We start from the raw sequence: 25,626 nt of genomic DNA, 5'->3' as shown, positions 1-25,626 counted from the left end.
AGGAACTCCTTTTTCTAATGTTTAAAGAAATAAATTTAAGGAATCATTCATCCTTACACAAACTATTTTACAGTCTCTAGTAGTTATTATGTTCCTCTGCAAAAAGTATTTGTATAAATGGTTCGATAGATATGCTCAGGATATTTTTAACAATAGCATGCAAATTTTATTAATTGGTACAATTTATACTTTTGGACAGCCTGATGAAATTAAAAGTTATATAAGTGAAGATCTTACAAGAATGTTAATCTCAATTATTGTATTATGGAGTATAGGTCTAATAATTAAAAGGATAGGTAATAGTAAAAAATCTGTGTGTGATAAAAAATAACTGTGGTGAGATAATTAACAAGTTTGCGGTCTTTGTTCTTATGAACGAAGGCCGTTTTTCTTTTGGCATGGTGTTGGGTAATTCTGCGATTGAGCCGTCTAGTAGAGACGCCTAGTTTCAGGACAGTTCATTTTTTATTGCCGTTGTGATCAACTGGTTCTTTGATAGTCTTGTACTGTTCTTCATATTTCATAGTTAAATCACTCCTTGTCACTAGCTATAACCTCCAGTAAGAGAGATTGAGATATTATCACTTATTAATCACAATGAAAAAGTGCACTATTTCTAATAGCACTTGCATCATATGCTTCTAAATATTTAAGAATAATGTAATTAGTAGCAGCGCTTTAATATATCGAACATAGTTACTTTCAGAAAAAGTTAAAAAATGCAGTAAATTTTTGCGATAAATAGTATAATTAATCAAAAAAGACAAGGGGTACTAGAATGGATAATTTAAAATTAACAGAGGATGTCAATCAATTTATTGTTAATGGTATCGTAAATGGATATAAAGAATATTTAGCTATGAGAAAGAGAGAAAATGCAAGATTAGTTATTAGTACTGGTTTGTCATGGGCTAAAGGAAATTATATTGATACTGCTTTAAATAATATTGCTGAAAATGCAGATGTAAAATTCGAAATGGCTGGAGGATGGAAATTCTTAAGCTATAGTTTAAAGAATGATGAATTTGAAAATCCAGATTTATTAATCGTGCGAAATGCTAGAACAGCTAATCAACAATTTCACGGAAATATTGATGATATTGCTGATTATCTTCGTGAAGATGCAGCAATTAATAATCATTTATTCAGTAAAAATGAAATTGTAACTAAGAATAGCAATCGTTCAGTTCAGTTAGAGTTGCCATTAATTGATGGAGAGGAAAAGAGTAAGTCAAAAGTAGAAAAGTATAATAGATTCTATATTGCAATATATGAATTAGATAAAAATCAAAATATTAAAAGTATTAGATTAGAACTACCAAATCAAAAATCTGCAGAGTTTTTAGAGGTTGAAGATCTAACTAAATATATTCAAAATACGGCTACTATTACAGAAGATGAATTAGAGCCTGTGAGAAATGATAATATTCCTGCTGCGCAATACGATAATCATAAATTTAATATTACGGAAATAGCACAGCAGCAACAAGAAAATAATGATCGAAATTAAGGTGGATAAATGATGTTTTATGGAGAGAAGCTTCAACAATTAAGGGAATTAGAGGGACTCTCTCGTAAAGATTTAAGTGAAAAATTAAATGTAAGCGAACAAACTGTAGGGCAATATGAAAATAATCAAATTACCCCTAGATTGGATATTCTTTATAAAATAAATGATCTTTTTCAAGTAGATACTGAATATCTGATGACCCCTAGTTTTTTAAAAGAAAGAGTAATTTCTGAAAGTAATGTAGCTTATAGGGCTAAAGATAAAAATTCAAGAAAGAAAACAAAATTAGAATTAATGTATATTACATTTGCTGATTTTTTCATTAGTTATTTTGGTAGTTTTGTGAAGCTAGAACAAGATAATTTTGATAAATTAAAGAAAGCTAGTGATATGCAAAAGTGTAAAGTTAAAGATACTTCCACAAGAATAAGCAAGATTGCAATTTTTACTAGACGTTTTATTAGATTGAATAATAATCGGGATTTAATGTTTAGTTTGGAGAGTCTTGGGATTAATATTCTTGAGAAGAATCTTGGCCGAGAAATAGACGCTTATAGTGGATATACCAGGAGTGGTAAGCCGTATATCGTTTTAGGAACTATTCGAAAATCTGCAGTTAGAAGAAATTTTGATTTAGCGCATGAACTAGGGCATCTGTTGTTACATGATGATCAGGATATGACCATTTTGAATGAAAAAGAAATGCGAGAATTAGATAAGCAAGCAGATACTTTTGCTTCTCAATTTCTTTTACCGGAAAAAGAATTAAGAGATGATTTTCAAAATATATCCAAACCAAGTAATCCAGATTCGTATATTGAATTAAAGAAAAAGTATTTTACTTCTATCGTGGCACTAGAATATCAAGCATATAAGATAAAATTATTATCGACTCAGCAAAACCGTTATTTCTGGGCACAAATGACTAAAAAGGGTTATCGTTCTAATGAACCACTTGATGATGTAATTCCACCAATTAAGCCTGGTAAAGTTAAGGCAGTACTTGAATTTTTACTGGATAAAAATATTATTAACGTTTATGATTTAACTGATACTTTTCATATTAAATTGGATTTCTTAATAAGATTATTTGATTTGAAATCTAACTTCTTTGATAAATATTTAAAAGATAGTAGTAATGATTTGAATAAGCTTTCAAATATAATTGATTTTAATTTAGTTAGAAAAAATTTGAAATTAAAAAACGATTTAGCGTAAGCGTTGAATAAGCGGTTCTTTGTCAAAGAACCTAAAGTAGGAGATGAATCTTGGCATAATGATACTATGGTTTATCTCTTATTTTTTACAATTAAATATTTCAGCTATCGCAGTGTTTTATGACATAGAAAAGAAAATATTTTCTTTTAAAATCTTATACTCTGTTGAGATAAAGCTGCCCCTCACCTCAGTCTTTCAATCATTAATTTGCTAAACTAGGTTTCAAAAGTCCATATACTCCAATGAAATTCCTGAAAAGCCGGTGAAGCTCCTCGTTTTATAGATGACATTAAGTGTCCAAAAAGCGTTTGGCATTAAGTGTTTCATCTCAGCTTTTATTTTAGTATAAATTTATATAAAATAATTTTAAGTATTAATAATTATGTAGAATAAGTTAATAAAAGTAGTTTAAGGACAAGTTATTTATGGCAGATGGCAGTAATAAATCATTAAGTTTTTCAAAGTTTCAATTATATGTGGAATCTCAAGAGGAAATTGCTAAGACTAGGGAGGTAAAATTATCAGATTTTCAAAATTTACCTAGAACTTGGAGATACGTTTATAATAATACAGTTTACGAATGTGTTAGTGAGGTAAAAGAAGAGTATTTGTTTCTTTCGATTAATTATGGAACTTCTGAACCACGGGGTGAAAAGCTGTATGACTTTAAAAAGAAGGAAAATATTGCTAATCCTAGAACTTCTTCTCAAGCTGAACTTAGAAATCAGCTTTTTGTGTATTATGATTTTGAAACTGAATTATTGTATTTAAATAATAGTTTAAAAAAGACGGTAGTCGAGGGAATTTTAAAGCAAGAGACTAACCTGATTTTTGATATAAAGGATATTTTTGTTGATATAGATGATTTTGTGAAGGAACTTAATACTGTTGATTGTTTTGAATTTACGTCAATAAAAGATATTTTTTCTTCATCAGGAGAAGAAGCTGAACGTAAAGCGTTGGAAGATTTAACTGGTACTACTGCTCCAACCAAATTTAGTGTTAAGGCTGTATATAAGGGGCAAGATAGATACCTCATCACTAAATTTATAAGGAAAATGGGTAAAAAGTTTAAATCCCATCAATTGCGGGGATTAATTATAAAGGGGAAATCTGAAGAGGGTTTTGAACGTATATATAATACCGATACTTTTATTCAAAAGGAAATTCTAAAAAATGTGACAGTTGATGAGAACAATCAATTTAATCCTCAAATAGTTCTAACAACTCTACAACAGCAAATAAATGTAGGAAAATAACAATGGAAAGAAAATCGATAAAAAAAGAATACTTAAAGGGACTTAGCATATTAATAATTACCTATGGAATCGGATGTTGGCTAAATATTAATTTAAATAATAAGTCCGATTTAATTACTTTTTTATCAATTATGATGGGATTTTTTATGACGGCATTATCTTTTTTATTTTCTTCACCGTTATATGAAATCTTACAAAATAAAGAAAGAAAAGGATATCCAAATAAATGGGTAGAAATTGTTGATAAATATTTTATTGCTGTTACTTTTTCAATGATATTCATTTTGTTATTGCTTATTAGCTGGAAAATACCTGAATTTTCAATTTATAAATTTAAAATAAAGATCCAAGAGAAAAAGATATATTTTGGCATGACATGTGCAAGTATTTACTTATTTAGTAATATTAGTTGGGTATTTTTTAAGAATTTAAAATTCCCTATTAATCAAAATTAGCATTTATAGTGTCTACATATTATTAAGAAATTAAATGATTGATCGGGTAAAGGAGTAATAAGCATAGAAAGATGCCAACATACTACACAAGCGGCGAATTTGCGGAAAAGGCGCATGTCTCAATTCGCACGATTCGTTATTATGACCAGAAAAATTTATTAAAACCAGCTGTGCGTGCCAAGGGTGGTGCACGGCGGTATACAGACCAAGATTTTGCTAAGTTGCAACAGATTCTGCTGTTGAAATATCTAGGTTTTTCACTTAGTGAGATTCGGGAGATGGCGATTGGGTCAGGGGATGCCCAAGTTTTACTCAATTCTTTGCAAATTCAAAAGCGTCTAGCTGAAGAGCGGCTTGAAGAAATGAAGAATGTGATTGCGGCGATCGATTCGACCAGTCAGGCACTGAAGTCTAACCAACAAGTTGACTGGAGTCAAATGCTAAAGCTGATCCACTTAACTTCAATGAATCAATCACTTAGCCTGCAATATAAAAATGCTACCAATATTTCAGCCCGCATTCGTTTGCACCGCGACTATTCGCTTAACAAAGAGGGCTGGTTTCCGTGGCTTTTTAGTAATTTACACCTTAAAGCTGGAATGAAAATACTAGAGTTAGGAGCGGGCAATGGCGCCTTATGGTCGCAGAATCTCGCTAAAATTCCATCTGGCGTAACGGTAGTTTTATCCGATATTTCGGAAGGAATATTGGCTGATGCCAAAAAAGCAATTGGCAAGCAACCACAGTTTCAATATGCCGTTTTTGACGCTCAGAAAATTCCTTTTGCGGACAATACTTTTGACTTAGTAATTGCCAACCACATGCTTTTTTACTGTGATGATCTTGCTAAAACACTTAAAGAAGTGCAACGGGTGCTTAAGCCTGGAGCTACTTTTACTTGCAGCACCTATTCTAAAAGACACATGCATGAGATTACCGATCTTGTGCAAAGCTATAGTGACAATATTGTTTTGTCTTCGACCAATTTATATGAACGCTTTGGCCTAGACAATGGCCGACAAATACTGCAGCCATATTTTAAGGATATCGTTTGTCACAAGTACCGAGATGCGATTGAACTTTCAGATTCGATGCCAATTATCTCTTATATATTATCTTGTCACGGTAATCAAAATTCGATTTTGCTTGATCATTATCAAGATTTTAAACAGTATGTCGATCAGCAAGTTGAAGATGGCTTTCATATTACTAAAGATGCGGGCTTTTTTAGCTGTAAAAAGTAACATCTTTTTTATTTATCTTGAAGGTGACGTAACGTAATGTTATATACTTCAGATGAATAAGATTTTGTAGTGGAGGAATTATATGAAAGTTATTGTTACTGGCGGAGCAGGTTTTATCGGCTCAAACTTCATTTTTTATATGATGAAGAAGCATCCTGATTACGAAATTATTTGTTTAGACAAGTTAACTTATGCAGGTAACTTATCAACTTTGAAGAACGTTTTAGACAAGCCAAACTTCAAGTTTGTTAAGCTTGATATCTGTGATCGCGATGGTGTTTACAAGTTATTTGAAGAAGAAAAGCCTGACGTTGTAGTTAACTTTGCTGCTGAAAGCCACGTTGACCGTTCTATCGAAAATCCAGAAATCTTCTTGGAAACCAACATCATTGGTACTTCTGTCTTAATGGACGCATGTCGCAAGTACGGCATCAAGCGTTTCCACCAAGTTTCAACTGATGAAGTTTACGGTGACTTGCCACTTGATCGTCCAGATTTATTCTTCCATGAAGATACACCACTTCACACTTCAAGCCCATACTCATCAAGTAAGGCTAGTGCAGACTTATTAGTTGGTGCATATGGCAGAACCTACAACTTGCCAGTAACTATTTCACGTTGTTCTAACAACTACGGTCCATATCAATTCCCAGAAAAATTGATTCCATTAATGATTCAACGTGCCTTAAACAATGAAAAGTTGCCTGTATATGGTGACGGTGAGAATGTCCGTGACTGGCTCTATGTTGAAGATCACTGCAAGGCAATTGATCTAATCCTTGAAAAGGGTACTCCTGGTGAAGTCTACAACATTGGTGGTCACAACGAAATGCATAATATCGACATTGTTAAGTTGATTTGTGATTACTTAGATAAGCCTTACTCATTGATCGAACATGTTACTGATCGCAAGGGTCACGATCGTCGTTACGCAATTGATCCAGAAAAGATTCGCAATGAATTGGGCTGGTTGCCAGAAACCATGTTTAAAGACGGCATTAAGAAGACCATTCAATGGTACTTGGACAACAAGGAATGGTGGGAAAACATCATTTCTGGTGATTACCAAAATTACTATGAAGAAATGTACGGCAACAGAAAGGTATTAGACAAGGATTAATCATGAAGGGAATTATTTTAGCTGGGGGCTCAGGAACACGACTTTATCCATTGACTTTGGTTACTAGTAAGCAATTATTGCCAGTTTATGATAAGCCAATGATTTATTACCCATTGTCTACTTTAATGTTGGCTGGAATTAAGGATATTCTAGTAATTTCCACACCAGCAGATACACCACGTTTCAAGGAATTGTTAGGCGATGGCTCACAATTTGGGATTAAGTTAAGCTACAAGGTTCAGCCAAGTCCAGATGGTTTGGCCCAAGCATTTACTTTAGGCAAAGACTTCATCAATGGTGAACCATGTGCCATGATTTTGGGCGACAATATTTTTTACGGCAATGGTTTTACTGAATTGCTTAAAAACGCTACGGCTGATGCGCAAAAAGGTAAGGCAACCGTCTTTGGCTATTATGTAAATGATCCAGAGCGTTTTGGCGTGGTTGATTTTGATCAAAATGGCAAGGCAATCTCAATTGAAGAAAAGCCAGCTCAACCTAAGAGTAATTATGCAGTGACTGGTCTGTATTTTTACCCAGCTGGCGTGAGCGAAAAGGCTGCGCAAGTTAAGCCAAGTGCACGTGGTGAATTGGAAATTACCAGTTTAAATGAAATGTACTTGAATGAAGACGACTTAAATGTGCAATTATTGGGCCGAGGCTATGCCTGGCTTGATACAGGAACGATGCACAGCTTGGTAGACGCAAGTAACTTTGTTAAGATGACTGAAGAACGCCAAGGCGTATCTATTTCTGCACCAGAAGAGATTGCTTATATTCATCACTGGATTGATAAAGATGAATTGCTAGCTGCAGCCAAGCACTATGGTAAGAGTCCATATGGGCAACATTTAAAGTCAGTTGCCGAAGGTAAGTTACGTTATTAAGAGTGAATAAAGAAAGAAGATAAACATGGGACAAATTAAAGTAGAAAAAAATGTCGGTGGTATTGAAGGTTTAGCTGTGATTACCCCAACTGTTCACGGTGATGATCGTGGTTACTTTATGGAAACTTTTAACCAAAGAGACATGATGGATGCTGGTTTTAGCATTAACTTTGTGCAAGATAACCAATCAAGTTCAACCAAGGGTGTATTGCGTGGTTTACACTTTCAAAAGCATTATCCACAAATTAAGTTGGTTCGTGCTGTTCGCGGTAGCGTTTTTGATGTTGCTGTTGACCTTCGTAGTGAATCAAAAACTTATGGTAAGTGGTACGGCGTTGAATTGACCGCTGAAAACAAGAAGCAATTCTTGATTCCACAAGGTTTTGCACATGGCTTTTTGGTATTAAGCGATGTAGCTGAATTTTGTTACAAGGTTAATGATTTTTGGCACCCTAATGATGAAGGCGGTATGGCTTGGAACGATCCTGAAATCGGTATTAAGTGGCCACATTTACAAGGTGAATACCCAGGTAGTCCAGATGCTTCTGGCTATACTTTAGATGATGGCACTAAGCTTAATATGGCTGAACGTGACCAAGAATGGAAGGGCTTAAAGGATACTTTCAAGTTTTAATTAGTGAGGTAAATTTATGAAAGTTTTTGTAACTGGCGTTAATGGTCAATTAGGTCATGACGTAATGAATGAACTTGCTAAACGTGGCTATGAAGGCGTTGGCAGTGATTTAGCTCCAGAATACGCAGGGGTAGCTGATAATACGGCTGTCACTAAGGCGCCATATGTTGCCTTGGATATTACTGATGCTGAAGCTGTGGATAAGGTGATTAGCGAAGTTAACCCTGACGTAATTATCCACTGTGCAGCGTGGACAGCTGTGGATATGGCTGAAGATGACGACAAGGTTGCTGCTGTACGCAAGGTTAATGTCGGGGGTACGCAAAATATTGCTAGCGTAGCTAAAAAGCTCGATGTACCGATGGTTTATCTCTCAACTGATTACGTTTTTGATGGACAAGGTACAACACCATGGAAGCCCGACTTTAAGGGTTACAAGCCAATGAACGTTTATGGTGAAACTAAGCTTGGCGGAGAAGAAGCAGTTGCCAATACTTTAGACAAGTACTTCATTGTTAGAATTGCTTGGGTCTTTGGTGTGAATGGCCATAACTTTATCAAGACAATGCTCAAAGTTGGTGCAAATCATGATGAGGTGAAGGTGGTTAATGACCAAATTGGTACGCCAACTTATACCTTTGACTTGGCGCGTTTGCTTGTCGACATGATTGAAACTGATAAGTACGGTTACTATCATGCAACTAATAGCGAATTGCCTGAAACAGACAGCGGCTTTGATGAAAATGGAACCAAGACAGGCTACATTTCATGGTATGACTTTACTAAAGAAATTTATCGCCAAGCAGGCTACGATACCAAGGTAACGCCGGTAACGACTGAAGAATATGGTTTGTCAAAAGCTGTTCGTCCATTTAATTCACGCTTAGATAAGGGCAAGCTGGTAGAAAACGGCTTTAAGCCATTGCCAACTTGGCCTGACGCTGTTAAGCGGTACTTAGAGATTTTGAAGAAGCAAGGCTTTTTTGAAGAATTGAAGTAGATGAAAGATGAGGCATTTGGGATGCCTCATTTTTTGTTACCAGCAAGGGTATGACAGTAGATGATGAAATAAAAGGATATTTTCACTTAAGACATTATCATTTATTAATCACAATATGACACTTACCAAGCTATTAATTAGTTGCAAGCATTTTAGTAACTACGTATAATGGCACTTAAGACAGATCAAGTTTAGAGGCACTAGGAGAGGGTTCTAAACAAAACCTTGATATAATGTTCACATTGAATGTTGTTATCAGGGTTTTTATTTTTTAGGAGTTAATAATTGGAACTAACGAATAGGTCTTTTAGGAATTTAGATCAACAAGTAAATATTCTTCGAGAAAAAGGAATGCTGATTGAGAATGAAGAGTATGCTAAAAATTGGTTGAAGGATTTAAAAGAATGATTAGAAAGCTACAGTTTAATTGAATTAGGGTGTGCTTATGAAGTGCATCCTATTTTTTTGCTCTAAAAAATAAGGCTATCAAGTTTTTACTGGTTAAGTCAGAGTTATAAAAATCATATTCTAAATAGACTAATCTGTTATATACTAAACAATATGGAGGAGGATATTATGAAAATTAAAAGAAGTTTTGTCCTTTTAATAGGGATGCTGTTTGCTTTTGCAATAGTTTTGACAATTAACCAACCTAAGCAAGTAAGCGCATCAGTTTTTCAAAAAACTACAGTACCTAAGAAGTTCCGAGGCACTTGGTATGGTTATGATTATCAAAAGAAGATCAAGGCTTTTAAGATTACCAGCTCGAAAATTGTGTTAGCTGGTTATGGGGATGCAGGCATGAAGACCAGAACTTATAAATATACTAAACGCTCACACAATTCACACGCTGATTATAGTTCACACCAGTTAATTAAGTGTAGTGGAAATAGAATGCTGATGAGCTATCCAATGGGTGAAAACGCAGCTGCATATGTTACCAGTAACCGTAAAAAGCTTTATGTTGGGATCGATACTTGGGTAGACACATATTACAAGAGTAAAGCTGCAGCTAAAAAGAATCATCGTGCTGATAGTAAAAGAAGTAGAGCAGTCAAGCTTTTTAAATTAGTTTGGCAACAGTAGTATTAAAAGATTCAATTTGGAGGAGAATCAATGAAGAAGAAAATTTTATTAATGATGGCTGCATTATTGTGTTTGACTACTGTTTTGGTAGTTTCAAGCAATACTGCAAATGCGGAGAGTATTGCTCTTAAAGGTAATTATTTATACGATCGGCAAGGCAAAGCACATAAGATTCCGATCACTAAAAAAGGCAATCATACCAAAGCGGCTCAACGAGTAGCCAAGTTGATTGCTAGATGTGTTGGCAAGAAGGCTGGCGATACGGATTTGGCGCGAGTAGATACAGCGGCATACTATGTTTCATTATTTGCTGCTCGTGATGCCTATTCAATGAAGGCGCCATATTATAACAAGGCTTATGGCGTATTCATTGGCGGTTCATGTTCATGTGCTGGGACAGCCGATGCGATGCAAATGGTTTTGAAACAAATGGGCTTTAAGGCTAGACATGTTAACAAAAATAAATATACACACCAATGGTGTACTTTGAAGATGGATGGCAAAAAGGGTTACGCCGATGGTCAAGCTGGTTTTGCCAACTATGGCAGCTACTTTTCTAAGAAAAATAAGTATGTCATGATTCCATCAACTAGCGTGGCATTCAAGAAAATTAATGGTGAGCTAGAATAATTAAGCTGTATTTTTGAATAGGATAGTTGAGGACTTTGTTCTTTTGAACGAAGTCCTTTTTTTATAGTCAAACTTTTATTTTAAAGGACAAAGTCCTCTATTTTTGTAGCATTTAAGTTAGCTAATGCAATATAAAAAATATCTTTTACAAATTGGAACGTTCCAAGTATAATCATAAGTTAAAAGTAAGCGGTTTCAAAAAATAGAACTGAATTATGAATAAAGTAGTTAAGGAAGTAACTTATCGCTTTACAGTAATTACTAATTCATTGATTAAAGCGATGATGGACGTTTGAAGATCGTCCTACAACGGCAATTTTGCATCGAAATTTTAAGAAAGATTTTGATCTTGAATTGTCAAAAAAGGTTAGGGGAGACCAAATTAATAAAGATTATAAAAGGATATTACCTGTTTCATTTGTTAAGGCGGAAAAGCCATTCGAGTAATGTGTTGGAGGAAAAATCATGAAGTTATGGAAAAAAGTATTAATGTGTAGCACCGTTGTATTAGCAGGATTAACCTTAGGAGCTTGCGGCAATAAAAAATCTAATAACTCAGCAACTGATAGTAAAAAGCCCATTACTTTGTGGGTGGCAACAGATTATGTTCCTTGGTATAAGACGTCAGTTAAGCAATTTGAAAAAAAGTATCCGCAGTATAAGGTAAAGGTTACCCAAAGTCCTAATGGTACTTCGAATGCTAAAACAGATGTTGGTAAAGATCCAACTAAAGCCGCTGATGTGTTTGCTGTACCCAACGATCAATTAGGGCAAATGGCAGATGCGGGTTATATCAATCCGCTTTCTCCTAAGGATGTAGCTAAGATTAAAAAGAATGATACAGCGGTAGCCTATAAAGCATCTGCATGGAAAGGAAAGTTATATGGCTATCCATACACTGCTGATGTGCAATTTTTGTACTATAACAAGTCAAAGTTATCAGCAGCTGATGTTAAAGATTGGGATACTTTAACTAAGAAGGGAGTAGTCGCAACTGACTTTTCAAACGCTTATAATATTTGGCCGGTAATGTTTTCAGCAGGTACCAAGTTATTTGGCAGTAGTGGTGAAGATTTGAAGGGATCTACCATGGACAGTCAAAACGGTGTAAATGGATTGAAGTGGGTTGCTGCACAGAAGAATAATAAGGGTGTAATGCAAACTTCAAATGCTTTGAACCAACTGAAGCTGAATCATGCTCAAGCTATTTTAGATGGACCGTGGGATGCCCAAAATATTAGAAAAATTCTGGGTAAAAACTTTGCAGTAGCCCCATATCCAACTATTACGATTAATGGGCAAAAGAAACAAATGCAAGCATTCTTAGGGATCGGATGTTTTGGCGTGAACTCACATACTAAGAATCCTAAAGCAGCAAATGCATTGGCTGAATTCTTAACTAGTAAGGAACAACAATTAGTTGTTCATAGTAAAACTGGTGAAACACCAGTTAATAAGTCTGCTCAAGCTACTGCCGCAGTGAAGAATGATAAAGTAGCTGATGCTGTTATGACAATGTCTAAGCCAGGGTATTCAGTGATTATGCCGAAGATGCCACAAATTACGACATTTTGGAATGAATCTGCTCCGTTGCTTAGTGGGGTTTATGATCATAAGATTACTCCGTCACAATACAAAGCTAAACTGGCAAAATTACAAAAAGATATTTCTAAGAAATAAAAAGATAGAAAATGCTGATGATCGTCACTTGTTTTTCAATAAGCAGTGATATCATCAGTATTTTTTCGTCCATAAAAATAACAACTATATTATTTTTTGATTAAATGCATATTTTGGGGCAGATTAGCTGATAACCAAGGACTCTTAAAAAGATAATTTAAAAATTATGTTATAAAATTAAAAATATATTGCAAGCAAATTATAATCATGATATTATTTTTCATAACTTGAAAGTGGGATAGATTTAACCACAAGTTTTATCCACAAGGAGGAAAATATATGAATCAGAAAAACTTTGATGTTCGAGATTATTCGTACGTATTTTGTACTAAGAAAAGACTTGAATTAGTTCAAGCACGTAAACATAGTAACGGCTTAGTTGGTTTAAGAAAAAAGTGGGCAACTGCTGCTATTTTGACATTAGCCTCTGGTTCAGTATTTATTTTTTCACCTAATGGTCAAGTTCAAGCTGCAGAAAATAGTAATGCTGCAAAACAAGTGTCAAGCAGTGAAAAACAGACCAACATTGCAGATTTTCAGGCGAAACAACAAAGTGACTTAGCTAAGTCGGCTGGTACAGCTGAGGATGATACGCTTGAGTCAAAGCAACAAGAAAATACCACAGTTTCTACACAAACAAGTGAAAATGGTCAGGTTGAAAAGGCTAACGTTCAAACTCAAACTACTTCAGTAAATTCAGCCCAAGATAATAGTACTCAAGCTGATGCTCAACCTGCTACCAATTCTCAAAATCAAGTAACACCACCAGCTAACAATCAAGATCATGTAAAAGGTAATGTTCAAAGTGCCTGGGATCAAGGATACAAGGGTGAGCACACAGTAGTTGCCGTAATTGATAGTGGTGTTGATACTAGCCATAAAGATTTTCAAACTATGCCTAAAGATCCTAAGTTAACAGCTGATCAAATGAAGGAATTGATTGCTAAGTTAGGATATGGTCGTTATGTGAATGAAAAGTTTCCGTTTGTGCATAACTATGTTGATAACAGTGAAGATGATATAAAGCCCGAAGCTGATGAACCTCATGGTCAACACGTTTCAGGGATTATTGCAGCTGATGGTCAACCAGATGGTGACAAAGAATACGTAGTTGGGGTAGCACCGGAGGCTCAATTATTACAGTTACGGGTCTTCAGTGCTGATGGAACATCACTTGATTTAGCTAAACAAATTGTTGATGCTGTTAATCTAGGTGCTGATGTAATTCAAATGTCTCTTGGTGGTGGTGTAGCCGCTGCCGATTTGGGAGTGGCTGATCAAAAAGCAGTTCAATATGCAGTTGATCACGGTGTAATTGTTTCGATTTCAGCATCAAATAATGGGAATGCAGCCTCTGTTGATAATACTAGTCATATTACTGATTCAGATTATCAATCAGGAGGAAATGCTGGTAATTATGAACCGTTTAGTTCAAGTACTGTTGCTGATCCGGGTGCATCACGCAACGCAATTACTGTAGCTGCTGAAACTTCTGACACAGGTAAAGATAGTGACATGGCTTCTTTCAGTTCATGGGGACCATTGCCTGATTTTACATTAAAGCCAGATGTTTCAGCTCCAGGATCTGATGTAACTTCTTTAGCAAATGATAATCAATATACTAAGATGAGCGGGACTTCGATGGCTGGTCCATTTGCTGCAGGAGCAGCGGCTTTAGTTAAAGAACGACTAGCTAAAACTAATCCTGAACTAAAAGGTGCAGAGTTAGTTAAGGCAGTTAAAGCATTGTTAATGAATACGGCTAATCCACAAACTCAGAATGGTTATACTACACCAGTTTCACCTAGAAGACAGGGTGCAGGTCAAATTAACGTGGGAGATGCAACAGCTTCACCGGTATATATTACTACTGATGATGGCACTGGGGCACTCAGTTTACGTAAGGTCGGAGACAATACTGAATTTACCTTGACTTTGCATAACTTGTCAGATAAGTCTCAAACTTATACTTTTGATGATATGGGTGGAGGCTTTACTGAAAAAAGAGAAAAGGACAGCGGAATCTTTTACGATGTTCAACTCGCAGGAGCAAATGTTTATGGTGCAGATACTGTTACCGTAGCACCAAAGTCAGATGCACAAGTTAAATATACTTTAAAATTATCTAATTTGAAGCCTAATCAGTTAGTTGAAGGGTTCTTAAACTTTACAAATACTGAAACTAAGAAAACATTGGTAGTGCCATACTTAAGTTATTATGGTGATATAACCAATGAGAATGTCTTTGATAATAATGCTAATGAAGATAATGATATCCAAGGCAATCGTTGGACTAATGAGGATAACTATCCACGCGGAATTGCTGATCAAGACTCACTTAAAAAGTTAATTAATGTGGATGGTCAATATAATTGGCAAGAGGTAGCTAAGTTATATGAAAGTGGTAAGGTTGCCTTTTCACCCAATAACGATAATAAGAGCGATTTAGTTCGACCTTATGCATACCTTAAACAAAATGTTGAAGATCTTAAGGTGGAAATCTTAGATGCCAAAGGTAATGTAGTAAGAGTTTTGGGTGATTCTCATGGGATTCAAAAGTCATATCATGCCGATGGCGAAGGTACCGTTGATATGGGATACTCAGCTTCAGATGCATCTGTTTTTGACTGGGATGGTAAACTTTACGATGCTCAAACAGGTAAGATGGTTGTCGCTCCAGATGGAAATTATACTTATCGGTTTGTGGCAACCTTGTATAATGATGGTCCTCATCAAGTTCAAACACATGATACTCAAGTTGTAATTGATACTGTTGCGCCAACTTTAAGTAATGTAAAATTTGATCAGGCAAATACTACTTTGAGTGGTGATTATAAAGATACGGGTGCAGGTTTTACTAGTTATTCATACGGTACGGTAACCATTAATGATAAAGTATTTGGTTTTAAATTAGATGATCAAGAACAATCAGTTTTTTCAGATCACGATAAAACCTCAGGCCATTTTGAATTTAAGCTGACACCTGAAGAGCTTAATGCATTTTCAGGTGCGGGTAATAAAATAACTGTTGCAATTAGTGATGTGGCTGATAATACTGCTACCTTTACTTTAGATGTAGCTGGTCAAGCAGGCAAACCAGAGGTTTCCGTTTGGAATGCTACTAACGGTTTAGCTTTTAATCAAAAAATGGAGGATTATTATGCTAAAACCAATACTTATACTCTACGTGGTGGTGCAACAAAGGATTTCTATCTTAATGGAAAGTTAGTTCAAGTGGCCAATGGTCAATATGCGGTACCCGTTGCTGCAGATGAAAAAACACCATTGGTATTCTCAAGTGATCAAGCTGGCCATGATGTATTACTAACCTTTACTCCAGCTACGCTTAAGGCAAAGTTTGCATGGCAACATGTCGATGGAGAAAAGAAGAGTTTCGGTCCAGAAATCTATTCAGTATTTGGTTCCAATGATCAGGATATTGTTGTTCAAGCAGCAGTGACTAAAGGTGATAATGTTCAAGCATTTGCCCAAGATTATTTCACTAAAGAAATTTATACTGCTACTGTCAAAGATGGCGTAGCAACATTCCATATCCATACAAGTATTAATAAGGAAAAAGATGGCAAATTTGCTCGAGCTTTACTAAAAGGCTGGACGGAGATTGTTGGACCTACCTTTAATGATAAACAAAAGACAGCAACTACTGATATTAATGATGAAGGCTATATTGGAGTTTACTATGACCCTACTCATGCTGATCAACAACCTTATACTGATCGGGATAAATTAGGAGTTGAAATGACCGATGAAGTAGCTGATACGGCTGCATTTGGTCCTACTCCATATCCAGGTCATGAGCCAGAAGATAAGTCTAATAAAGACATTCATTTTGACTATTTGACAGATGGTGGCGTATCTAATCTTGGGTTAGAAGCAGTCGAAAATGGCTATTATGATCCTGCTACTAATGAATTTACTTTGACAGGTCATGTTGATTCTAACGTTGTTAGCTTAACAGCAATGGTAGCTAGTGGGTTTGAAAATGATCCTAATAATCAGATTGATATTCACAATAATGGTAAATTTACAATTGTCTTTAAGATGCCTCACACAGGTCATAGATATGTGCAATACATCTATAAGACTACTGATGGTGCCGAAAAACGTGGATCAGTTGGTTTGATTTTAGATATAGTTAAACCTACATTATTAGTTGATCAACTTGGCAATCAAGATGAAGCAGAATTTACAACTAATAAGCCAACTTTTAAGATTTCTGGTGAAGCTAACGACAATCTGGATGGCTATAAATTCTATCTGGATGGTGATAACTTATTCAGTCAATTTAACGGTTCTGGCTACGATTATGTTGCAGGATTATATGCTAGTTCTGACTCAACTAACGATTATGGCTCACACAAGTTTGAAAAAGAAGAAGTACTTGATGATAATCATGGTCAGCCAACAACACATGTCTTTACAATTGCAGTAGTTGATCAATTGGGTAACAAGTTAGAAAAGAAAGTAATTGTCCATTATGATCCTAACTTTGTTGAAACTCCTGTTGTTGATCCTAATCAAAATAGTGGCAATGCTGATAATAATGAGAATAAGCAAGCTCCTGTGACAGGACCTACATCAGCTGCCGAAAATTCATTTGAGCAGGGAAATCCAACTCAATCTGATGTTAAGAATGATGTTACTCCATCACTTGCTGATGCTGCTAAAGAAAAGACCTTCGTTTTAACTCATGCTGCACTAGTTTATGATCAAGATGGACAGGTTCTTGCAACTAATAATAAAGTTCAACGTCTTGAGAAGGGAGCAACTATTTCTGCCTGGAATAATGGTCAAGTAGTGAAAATCAAGGAACAGCAATTCCTTCAAGTAGGAACTAATGCATATGTTAAATTAGCTAATACCTTTATGAAGAAATTAGTTGTAAGAAATGCTTATGTTTACAATGCAAGTGGTAGAGCATTATCAGTTGATGGCAAGGTCAGATTGATTAAGAAGGATCATTATGTTTATGTATGGAATAATGGCGAACTCTTTGAGATCCATGGTAGAAAGTATTACCGAATTGGTGAAAATGCCTACATTAAATTAGCAAATCTTCAAGCCACTAAGTATGTTTTATTGAAGAAAAATGCCTATGTCTATGATCATAATGGCAAAGTTGTCAAAAACCATACTAAGCGTGCCCTGTTAAAGAAAGGAACTAAGCACGGCGTATGGAATAATGGCAAAACTGTTTTGATCCATGGTAAGCGTTTCTATCAATTAGGACAAAATAGCTATGTTAAAGCTGTAAATGCTAAACTACTGTAAAAAATAAATACACGAAAATAATCGGACAATCTAATGACTGCCCGATTATTTTTGTGCTTTTCTAAGCTAAACTAATCTCACGACTAATTTGTTTAATCGTCTTTTCTTTCAAATCCGCGGATAAAGTAAATTTGGTAAAGGTATTGCAACACTCTGGCTGAATATATAGCGTACGTTTTGCTACATCATAGCCAATCCAATAGCCGGTGTAATCAGATTTACCGCTATTAGCACCTAGTTTTTCAATACCTTTTGGAATCATGACCGTCTTGAAAACGTCATATAATTGCATAATTCCTTCTTCACGCTTGAAGCTGTCAACGTAGTTTGACAAAAAGGTTGCCCGAATAAAACGAGCAGGTGGTGTGTAATCACCAGGGAGTCCCAGTAATCCAGAACCACTTTCGATTTGTTTAATGACTAATTGGTCATTTAGCTTATTTTCACCAACATTATGCGGCCGTATTTGCACGTAGTTGCGTAAGTTATTTAAGTGCCAAGAATATTCAGGACTATTGGTCATTACCCCGATGCTGTCGTAGATTTTAAAGGCACCATTGTTAACCGGCTCGAGGACGACGCCTTTACCGCTTGGATCAAAGAAAGTGAAGTGCATTGGTACTGGACTAGGGATACCAGTTTCGGCATCTTCCCAAGGTTGATACTTAGTTTTTAATAAAGCTAGTTTAGGGACGGCTTGTTTGATTTCAGCAACATCTTTAAAATTGCTAAGAATATAGCTGACAAATTCGGCTCCTACGATCGGAGTTAGATTACGCTTTTTTAAGTTTTTTTCAGTGTCCCAGCTGCACTCTTCAAGATATTGGGCATCCCCAACTAATCCTTCACTATTAATCCCGTCATTATAAAAGAGCGAATTATTAACGTTAATTCCTACAAAAGCATATTTGCTCGTCCATTTATGATAACAACTTGGCATTTCTGTATTTTTAGGAAAAGCAGTGATTTGAGTTTTCACACTCTTTTTGAAAGGACTGAAAGTAAAGTCATCGGTTCGGCCCCAGAATAAATCGCCATTATTTGCCTTCATTGCAATTGATGTACACGGCATATTAAAACCTCCCTTGTTCAGATTAATCAGTTATATTGTAGTGCGACTGATGAGGAATGCTAAGTGATATAGCTTGCACTTTATGAAGGCTCAATTACCAAATGAATGAAAGATAAGAATGCTTTAACGCCTCATCTTTTTGTTTCATGATTCCTGTCAAAGCTAGTAAAATAGATACGAAATGAGGAAAGTAATGGATATAGAAGTATCAATAATTGTACCTGTGTACAATGTGGAAAAATATTTACCTAATTTATTTGATTCGCTTAAAAAGCAAACTTTTAAGAATGTGGTAGTAAAAATTTACCACATTGTTCAAGGCGTGTTAGCAGCGATCTTAACAGTAGTAATCCCACGTTTAGCCTGGCTATGGGGCAAAAAAAGATGCTTAGAATATAACAGTCTTTTAAAGCAATTATTTAATGGCCTGCTGTTACTGGCTTTGCCGATAGTGACTGGTATTACAATGCTAAGTCGAGCAATAATTTTACTAATTGCTGGTCAAAAGTATTTATCTGCACTTGGTTCTTTGCGGATAATTTCTTGGGCAATCTTATTTTCTATTATGGCATGGCTATTTTCAGATTGTGTTTTGATAGTTGCTAAACGTGAAACATTAATTTTACGGAATACAGTTATGGTCGCATTGCTTAATGTAGGCCTAAATTTAGTTTTGATCCCGCTACTATCAGATCAAGGGGCGGCAATAGGCACAGTGATTGCAGAACTTAGTGCTATGCTATTAAATTATTGGACCTGCCGCGATATAGTTAATTTGATAATTTTGAACAAGGACACTTGTAAAAATATTTTTGAAGCTCTTGTAGGTTGTATGGGGATCGTAATAGTTTGTGGCTTATGTGAACGGGTTTCGAATATCTTTATCCAAATTGTTTTGGCTGTAAGCATTTCAGGTCTGGTTTATGTTTCAATTTTGCTGTTGCTAAGAAATCAATTCCTGTTCAAATTAGTTAAGCAACTTAAGAAAAAGTAATTCAGATACATTATTCCTTAATAAAAGATCTATACTTAAATTAAGAAATAAAGCTATTAAAATAAGGAATTATTTATGCAGAATTGGTTACAAAAATTAGAATATAAAATTAAACAATACATGATCTGGTGTTATGCGTTATCTGTCTTTGTCCAAGTAATTATGATGACAGAGTATGTAAAATTGCATCCCCAATATGCTGCTATTTTAAATGGGCTAAATCGAATTTTGTTTATAGCAATGATGGTCGGTGTATTAGTTAGTGCATTAGACAGCAGACGAAATTTAAGCATTTTAGTACTTACTGTAGCACTATTAATTATGGAAAAAGTAGTAGCAGGAAATATGAATTTTAAATCTACTTTGCTTTTAATGTATTTATTACCAATTATTGGTTTTCCGCGTATGCTTTATCTTGATTTTTGGTCGAGACTTGTTGGCTACGGTGTAGTGGTTGTCGTGTTACGTTTATTAGCTACCCATAATGTCTATAATCCGGTCGTCTTTGGTTGGAAATTAGGGCTAGGTTTTAATAACCCTAATACGTTGGGAGCAATGACGATGATTTTGTTTATGGAATTGGTAACATTGCACAAATACTTCTCTAGATATATTTTCTGGGGCGGATTATTGGCTTGGGTGCCATTTTTATTTATGTCACGCTCTCGAACCGCTATTTGGGGTTCAATGATCTTTTTGATTTTTATTTTATTATTTAAATATTTGAATCTTAGGCGTTACCGGGTAACTGATTATTTTGTTGTTTTAATGCCATTAATCGCAGCAATTATCTCGGCAATTTTTGCAATTTGGTATAAACTTAATGCTCAGCATGCTTGGGTAAAGGCTTTTGACTTATTTACATCTAATCGTTTGCAGCTAGGATCATATTTCTTCCATAAATATGGGATAGGGCTATTTGGTCATACAATCAATACTTCCAAATATGTTTTGGATACAGGATATTTAAATCTGTTAATTACTCAAGGAATAATTATTACGGTCCTCTTTTTAGTCTATTACGGGTTGACATTGGCTAACTTAATTCGAGTTAATTGGTGGCCAATTGTACCTGCAATGTTAGCAATGCTATTTGTAGGATTATCAGAAGGTTATTTTGCTAATGTTAATATGAATCCCTTTTTGCTAACATTCGGTTTAGTTTTAACGCAATTTGATAAATTGAAGTTTATTCAAGAAAGTAATATTGATGAAGAATAGATTAACTATTAAATTAGTGCGTGCGTTTCTGTTAACTATAATGCTTATTTTGGTAATTTGTGGGATTAAATTTAAACGGCAACTTGATGTTAATTTGTATATCAAAGCAGCTCATTTTTCTTATCCTGGTGTAACTAAAATACAGTCAACTTTTACACAGGATGAGCCATATCGGCATAATAAACCAGAGGGAATTGTCATTCATGAGACAACAACTACTACGCCAGCACGAAAAGAAGCTGAAACTTTTTTAAAAAACTGGCGCAAACGTGAAGCTTATGTGCATGCTTTTGTAGATCAAGATGCAGTGGTACAAATCCATACTCCAACTCGAGCTGTCTGGGGTGCGGGACGGCCGGCCAATAGGCGGTATATTCAAGTAGAATTGTGTGAAGGGCGCAACTTTAATGAATTTGCACGGAGTGTAAATAATGACGCAATTTATGTAGCATATTTGTTACATAAATATCAATTGAAGCCCAGCTGGGCACAACCAACACAAAAGAATTGGACATTAAATAAAAAGAAATCTGCTAAACAAGATGTGATGGATGGTAAAAGCGGCGGTTTAGGTACAATTTGGTCACATCACCAAGTAACCCATTATTTGGGCAATACCACGCATACCGATCCTGATGGCTATTTTGCTAAGTATGGTTATAGCATGCAACAATTTTATCAGCTGATTTGTTGGCACTATGATAATCAGCGGTAAAATATTTAGTTTCAAATTACTTAACATTGTCCTGCAAAAATAATGCAATTAGTCCCTAAATATGTGAGAATGTAATTGCTTACAGCATTTTGCGATGATAATAAAGGAGTTTTTCCATGACTGAAGATGCAAAACTAAAGCAAGTAATGAATAAAATTAACGATGCAATTAGTTGGATTAAGCAGCTAAACTGTATTGTGCCTAATTCTATAAATACTGAATTAGATCCTGATGACGGCAGTGTCTTGCTTTACTTACAAACGCCAAATAACTTAATTGTGCCTAGTTTACTTTTGAACGTGCAAACTTATGACTACTTGCTTGAGCAAGATGATACTTCTAACGGCGAGGGGATTATTGTTAGTTGGGCTGGCAGTTTTATGGATGCCACGGCGCCAAAAGAGAGGACCGGGCTTGATCCGGAGCAATTGCGCCAAGATATGGATTATTTGTACAATGCCTGGTATAAATTGACTAAGCAAAGTGAAGCGATTAATGATTATTATCAAGATACAGCTGATTTTTCTGCTGAAAAGATCAAGGCAGAATTGCAACAGATTTTAACTACAAGCGGCGTGTTTGCCGCTGATGTATTAGCCGAAACTGAAACGCAGCTAGCAGGGATGCCGTTTGCCTATTTATGGGGAATTTATCAAGAAGTGCAGCGTTCAACCGATGATAGCAAAACTGCAGGACAACTGCTTTATCACTTAACAGTCGAGGTCCCTCATGATTCATGCTTGTTCAAGCCAGATCCTGATTTTTCTTTATTAGCAAATTTAGCTGATCAAGCTGCAGCAACTGGCGCTGATTCTAACTTGATGGGTGAGCCAATTGAGCGAGCAGAAGCGGAAAAATTAGCAAAAAAATTACGTCAAGCAGGTGATTTATTGGTCAAAAATAATTTGATTCCTGCTGGCGCTTTGGGCGTGGAATATGATGAGACGCAACATGACGTGATTGTCTACTTGCAGTCACCTAATGATGTGATGATTTTCCGTAATGATATTCTAGGTACTAAAACTGCGGCAATGATTGAGCAGGAAAATACAGAGCAATGCGCAACTCATCTGGCTATTTCCTTTATTTTGAATTTTGCGCGTGACTTGCAAGATACGGCCGGGCAAATTAGCGAACAAGATTGGGACGGCTATTGCGCTGATTTGGACTACTTGTACCGGATAATTTTGGGCTTTTCTGCCAGCATCCCTGATGTCGATAACTATTTAAGCAGCACCAATGACCGGAAGCTTACAGATTTACGGCAAAAATTGAGCAGTTATATTCAGGCAAGTGATAGTGAGGACAAGACTGACTTAATCGGGATTATCAATCAACTAGGCTATGGCTATCTCTACACTTTAATGGCATATATCGATTCAATTGGCGATGACCAAAATGCTAATGCGATTACCGATTTCTTGGGTCACGCTCTCGTTTATTTACCAACGCAGGATATTGCTAGTGGCTTTAATCCTGACAAGAATTTCTCTGTTTTAGCTGAAAATAATCCGCATGATACCTGGCAAAATGGCTCAATTGTGCTTGATAACGGTCAAGGTGATACATCAGGTATTGTGGCTGACTTATATGCTAAGCTCCAAGCAGCAGTAGAAAAGCTGGAGCAGCGCTGCGATTTTGTACCTGGTTCAATTAATGTTCAATACTCAGCCAAGCAAGGTTTAGCAGGAATTTTGTTCCAGACGCCTAGTCGCATCATCAGTCCTTCTTTTGCTTGGAATGCGCAAAGTGCAGCCCAATTAAGTGATCTAGAGCCCGAACAAATGGAGACCCAATTAGGGTTAGACTATGTTTTTGGTGCTTTTGGTGAAGCACTTGACAATTTAGCTGCTGGAGTTCGGAACAATCAGGATAAACTTGATCAAGCCGATATGGAGCAGATCGACACTGACTTGGCCTACAATTTTGAACGAATCACTAAGCTATCGCAAACTTATGCTGACTTGAATCCGGCGCTAAAAGAAATGATGGGCCAAGATTATGATGAAAGAAAACTGCGTGACTATTTAACTACTGCGATGCAAGTAGATGATAATGACGCAGCTTACCAAGCTGATGGACTACTAATTCGGGCAACTTATGCGCAAGTCTTTGCCTTATATCGGTTAATGCATGATAGCAAATTGCTGGAGCCTAAGGCTACAACTTTAGTTGATTTATTGCAGTATCAACCAGAACATCCAATGAAGTTTGAAGTAGTTAAAGATGTTGATTTGTTTGAAAATGATCATGCTGATGAATAATTTTTAGGTGGGAGTGAAGTTAATGATTATTAGACGAGCAAAAAAGACGGATTTTCCTTTTGTCTATCCGATCTTAAAGCAAATTTTTGATGAAATGCAGATGAAGTCAATCGAGTCATTGCCAGAAGATCAATTTTATAGTTTGATGAAACTAGGCTTCATTTCAGAAGATTACCGCTATTCATATCGCCGCATCTGGGTGGCCGAAGATCATGGTCAAGTGGTCGGAATTTTGGATATGTACCCGTATAAGGACCAAAAGATTATTGATATTGTTCTGCGGCGTAATTATGCTAATGTTGGGTTGCCAATTTCAACAGTGATTTTTGATGATCAGGAAGCTTGGCCACATGAGTGGTATATTGATGCGCTAGCCGTTCATCCTGATCATTGGGGTGAACATATTGCCAGCAAGCTGATGGACGAAGCAGAGCGGGTGGCACTGAAGCATGGCTATCATATTATTAGTTTGAATGTTGATCAAGAAAATCCGCGCGCCCAGACCTTGTATGAGCATAAGGGATACAAGGTGCAGAAATCGATGACAATTGGCGATCGGACTTATGATCATATGATTAAAGAAATTTAGTAAGATAAGCATCCTTAACTTTTTTAGGTTGAGGGATGCTTATTTAATTTAGGTAAAAATTTTCTATGCTTATACAAAAACACGAACGATTTTAGTGCAATTTATTATATAAATGACTGAATTATCCACTTTTGTTACTAAATAACTTCATTTTATAACTAAATCATGCTAAAATCTGATCGTTAGCAAAAATATAATTTAAAGGGTAGACAAATAATGAACAACGATATTGAAAAAGTTTTGTTTGATCAGGAACAATTGAATAAGCGGATGGATGAGATGGCTGCTGAATTAAATCAAAAATATCAGGGCAAGCAACCGATTGTTATTCCTGTATTAAATGGCGCAATGATTTTTGCCAGTGATATGATTAAACGGCTTAATTTCAAATTGAATATTGATCCAATCAAGGCGTCAAGCTATGCTGGGGCAGAATCTACCGGCAAAGTTAAGATTACGCAAGATATTAAGTCAGATGTTAAAGGGCGTCCGGTAATCTTTATGGAAGATATTATTGATACTGGTCGTACGTTGCAGGCTTTAAGTGAAGTAATGAAGGATCGTGGTGCTGCTAGTGTTGAAGTAGTAGCAATGCTCGATAAGCCAGCAACTAGACTGGTTAATTTCCATGCAGATTATTATGGTTTTCAAGTGCCAGACGCTTTTTTGGTTGGCTATGGACTTGATTACAACGGCTTATACCGTAACTTGCCATATGTTGGCGTTTTAAAACATAAAATTTATGCTTAAATGAAA

Annotated in this window: 20 protein-coding genes; 19 read left to right on the top strand and 1 reads right to left on the bottom strand. The window is 35.8% G+C overall.

Going from position 1 to position 25,626, the window contains the following annotated elements; genetic code table 11:
- Window positions 1-778: 778 nt before the first annotated feature.
- From Q0Y84_RS04835 to Q0Y84_RS04775, 13 genes are all read left to right on the top strand, one after another.
- A complete protein-coding gene (locus Q0Y84_RS04835) occupies window positions 779-1,510 on the top strand; it encodes a hypothetical protein (protein ID WP_297951408.1) in 732 nt (243 codons plus the stop codon).
- A 12-nt stretch (window positions 1,511-1,522) separates the two neighbouring features.
- Entirely contained in the window at window positions 1,523-2,728 is a 1,206-nt protein-coding gene (locus Q0Y84_RS04830) for an XRE family transcriptional regulator (RefSeq protein ID WP_297951407.1), read from the top strand.
- Between the two features lie 425 nt (window positions 2,729-3,153).
- Complete coding sequence (locus Q0Y84_RS04825) at window positions 3,154-3,987, top strand: hypothetical protein (protein ID WP_297951405.1); 834 nt, start codon at window positions 3,154-3,156, stop codon at window positions 3,985-3,987.
- Window positions 3,988-3,989: 2 nt separating this feature from the next.
- Window positions 3,990-4,442, top strand: a complete 453-nt coding sequence (locus tag Q0Y84_RS04820) for a hypothetical protein (protein WP_297951404.1) — start codon at window positions 3,990-3,992, stop codon at window positions 4,440-4,442.
- A gap of 71 nt (window positions 4,443-4,513) precedes the next feature.
- Window positions 4,514-5,686: a methyltransferase domain-containing protein gene (locus Q0Y84_RS04815; protein WP_297951403.1), complete on the top strand. Its 1,173-nt coding sequence runs from the start codon at window positions 4,514-4,516 to the stop codon at window positions 5,684-5,686.
- Between the two features lie 82 nt (window positions 5,687-5,768).
- Window positions 5,769-6,806, top strand: coding sequence for a dTDP-glucose 4,6-dehydratase (rfbB, locus tag Q0Y84_RS04810; protein WP_297951402.1), 1,038 nt, complete (start codon window positions 5,769-5,771; stop codon window positions 6,804-6,806).
- 2 nt (window positions 6,807-6,808) lie between these two features.
- On the top strand, window positions 6,809-7,693 hold the full coding sequence (rfbA, locus tag Q0Y84_RS04805) for a glucose-1-phosphate thymidylyltransferase RfbA (RefSeq protein ID WP_297951401.1): 885 nt from the start codon (window positions 6,809-6,811) through the stop codon (window positions 7,691-7,693).
- A 25-nt stretch (window positions 7,694-7,718) separates the two neighbouring features.
- Window positions 7,719-8,327: a dTDP-4-dehydrorhamnose 3,5-epimerase gene (rfbC, locus tag Q0Y84_RS04800; protein WP_297951400.1), complete on the top strand. Its 609-nt coding sequence runs from the start codon at window positions 7,719-7,721 to the stop codon at window positions 8,325-8,327.
- A 16-nt stretch (window positions 8,328-8,343) separates the two neighbouring features.
- Window positions 8,344-9,327 (top strand): dTDP-4-dehydrorhamnose reductase, encoded by a 984-nt coding sequence (rfbD, locus tag Q0Y84_RS04795; protein WP_297951399.1) that lies wholly within the window; start codon window positions 8,344-8,346, stop codon window positions 9,325-9,327.
- Window positions 9,328-9,903: 576 nt separating this feature from the next.
- Window positions 9,904-10,413: a hypothetical protein gene (locus Q0Y84_RS04790; protein ID WP_297951398.1), complete on the top strand. Its 510-nt coding sequence runs from the start codon at window positions 9,904-9,906 to the stop codon at window positions 10,411-10,413.
- Between the two features lie 30 nt (window positions 10,414-10,443).
- Window positions 10,444-11,043 (top strand): hypothetical protein, encoded by a 600-nt coding sequence (locus Q0Y84_RS04785; RefSeq protein WP_297951397.1) that lies wholly within the window; start codon window positions 10,444-10,446, stop codon window positions 11,041-11,043.
- A 465-nt stretch (window positions 11,044-11,508) separates the two neighbouring features.
- A complete protein-coding gene (locus Q0Y84_RS04780) occupies window positions 11,509-12,723 on the top strand; it encodes an extracellular solute-binding protein (protein WP_297951396.1) in 1,215 nt (404 codons plus the stop codon).
- Window positions 12,724-13,002: 279 nt separating this feature from the next.
- Window positions 13,003-18,015, top strand: a complete 5,013-nt coding sequence (locus Q0Y84_RS04775; protein WP_297951395.1) for a S8 family serine peptidase — start codon at window positions 13,003-13,005, stop codon at window positions 18,013-18,015.
- 61 nt (window positions 18,016-18,076) lie between these two features.
- Here Q0Y84_RS04775 and Q0Y84_RS04770 read toward each other — a convergent pair whose 3' ends face one another.
- Entirely contained in the window at window positions 18,077-19,087 is a 1,011-nt protein-coding gene (locus tag Q0Y84_RS04770) for a choloylglycine hydrolase family protein (protein WP_297951394.1), read from the bottom strand.
- A gap of 193 nt (window positions 19,088-19,280) precedes the next feature.
- Between Q0Y84_RS04770 and Q0Y84_RS04765 the strand changes: the two genes are divergently transcribed.
- From Q0Y84_RS04765 to hpt, 6 genes are all read left to right on the top strand, one after another.
- Window positions 19,281-20,081 (top strand): polysaccharide biosynthesis C-terminal domain-containing protein, encoded by an 801-nt coding sequence (locus tag Q0Y84_RS04765; RefSeq protein ID WP_297951393.1) that lies wholly within the window; start codon window positions 19,281-19,283, stop codon window positions 20,079-20,081.
- 75 nt (window positions 20,082-20,156) lie between these two features.
- Window positions 20,157-21,302 carry a hypothetical protein gene (locus Q0Y84_RS04760; RefSeq protein ID WP_297951392.1) on the top strand — a complete coding sequence of 382 codons (1,146 nt, stop codon included), beginning with the start codon at window positions 20,157-20,159 and terminating at the stop codon, window positions 21,300-21,302.
- A complete protein-coding gene (locus tag Q0Y84_RS04755) occupies window positions 21,292-22,017 on the top strand; it encodes a peptidoglycan recognition family protein (protein WP_297951391.1) in 726 nt (241 codons plus the stop codon). The genes Q0Y84_RS04760 and Q0Y84_RS04755 overlap by 11 nt, the downstream gene beginning before the upstream one ends.
- Before the next feature lie 116 nt (window positions 22,018-22,133).
- On the top strand, window positions 22,134-24,281 hold the full coding sequence (locus Q0Y84_RS04750; protein WP_297951390.1) for a hypothetical protein: 2,148 nt from the start codon (window positions 22,134-22,136) through the stop codon (window positions 24,279-24,281).
- Between the two features lie 25 nt (window positions 24,282-24,306).
- On the top strand, window positions 24,307-24,870 hold the full coding sequence (locus Q0Y84_RS04745; protein WP_297951409.1) for a GNAT family N-acetyltransferase: 564 nt from the start codon (window positions 24,307-24,309) through the stop codon (window positions 24,868-24,870).
- A 216-nt stretch (window positions 24,871-25,086) separates the two neighbouring features.
- Window positions 25,087-25,620, top strand: coding sequence for a hypoxanthine phosphoribosyltransferase (gene hpt, locus Q0Y84_RS04740; RefSeq protein WP_297951388.1), 534 nt, complete (start codon window positions 25,087-25,089; stop codon window positions 25,618-25,620).
- Window positions 25,621-25,626: the final 6 nt, after the last annotated feature.

It is taken from the genome of uncultured Lactobacillus sp., from assembly GCF_947367125.1.
Lineage (GTDB): Bacteria > Bacillota > Bacilli > Lactobacillales > Lactobacillaceae > Lactobacillus.
This window is presented reverse-complemented; position numbering and strand designations above follow the sequence as displayed.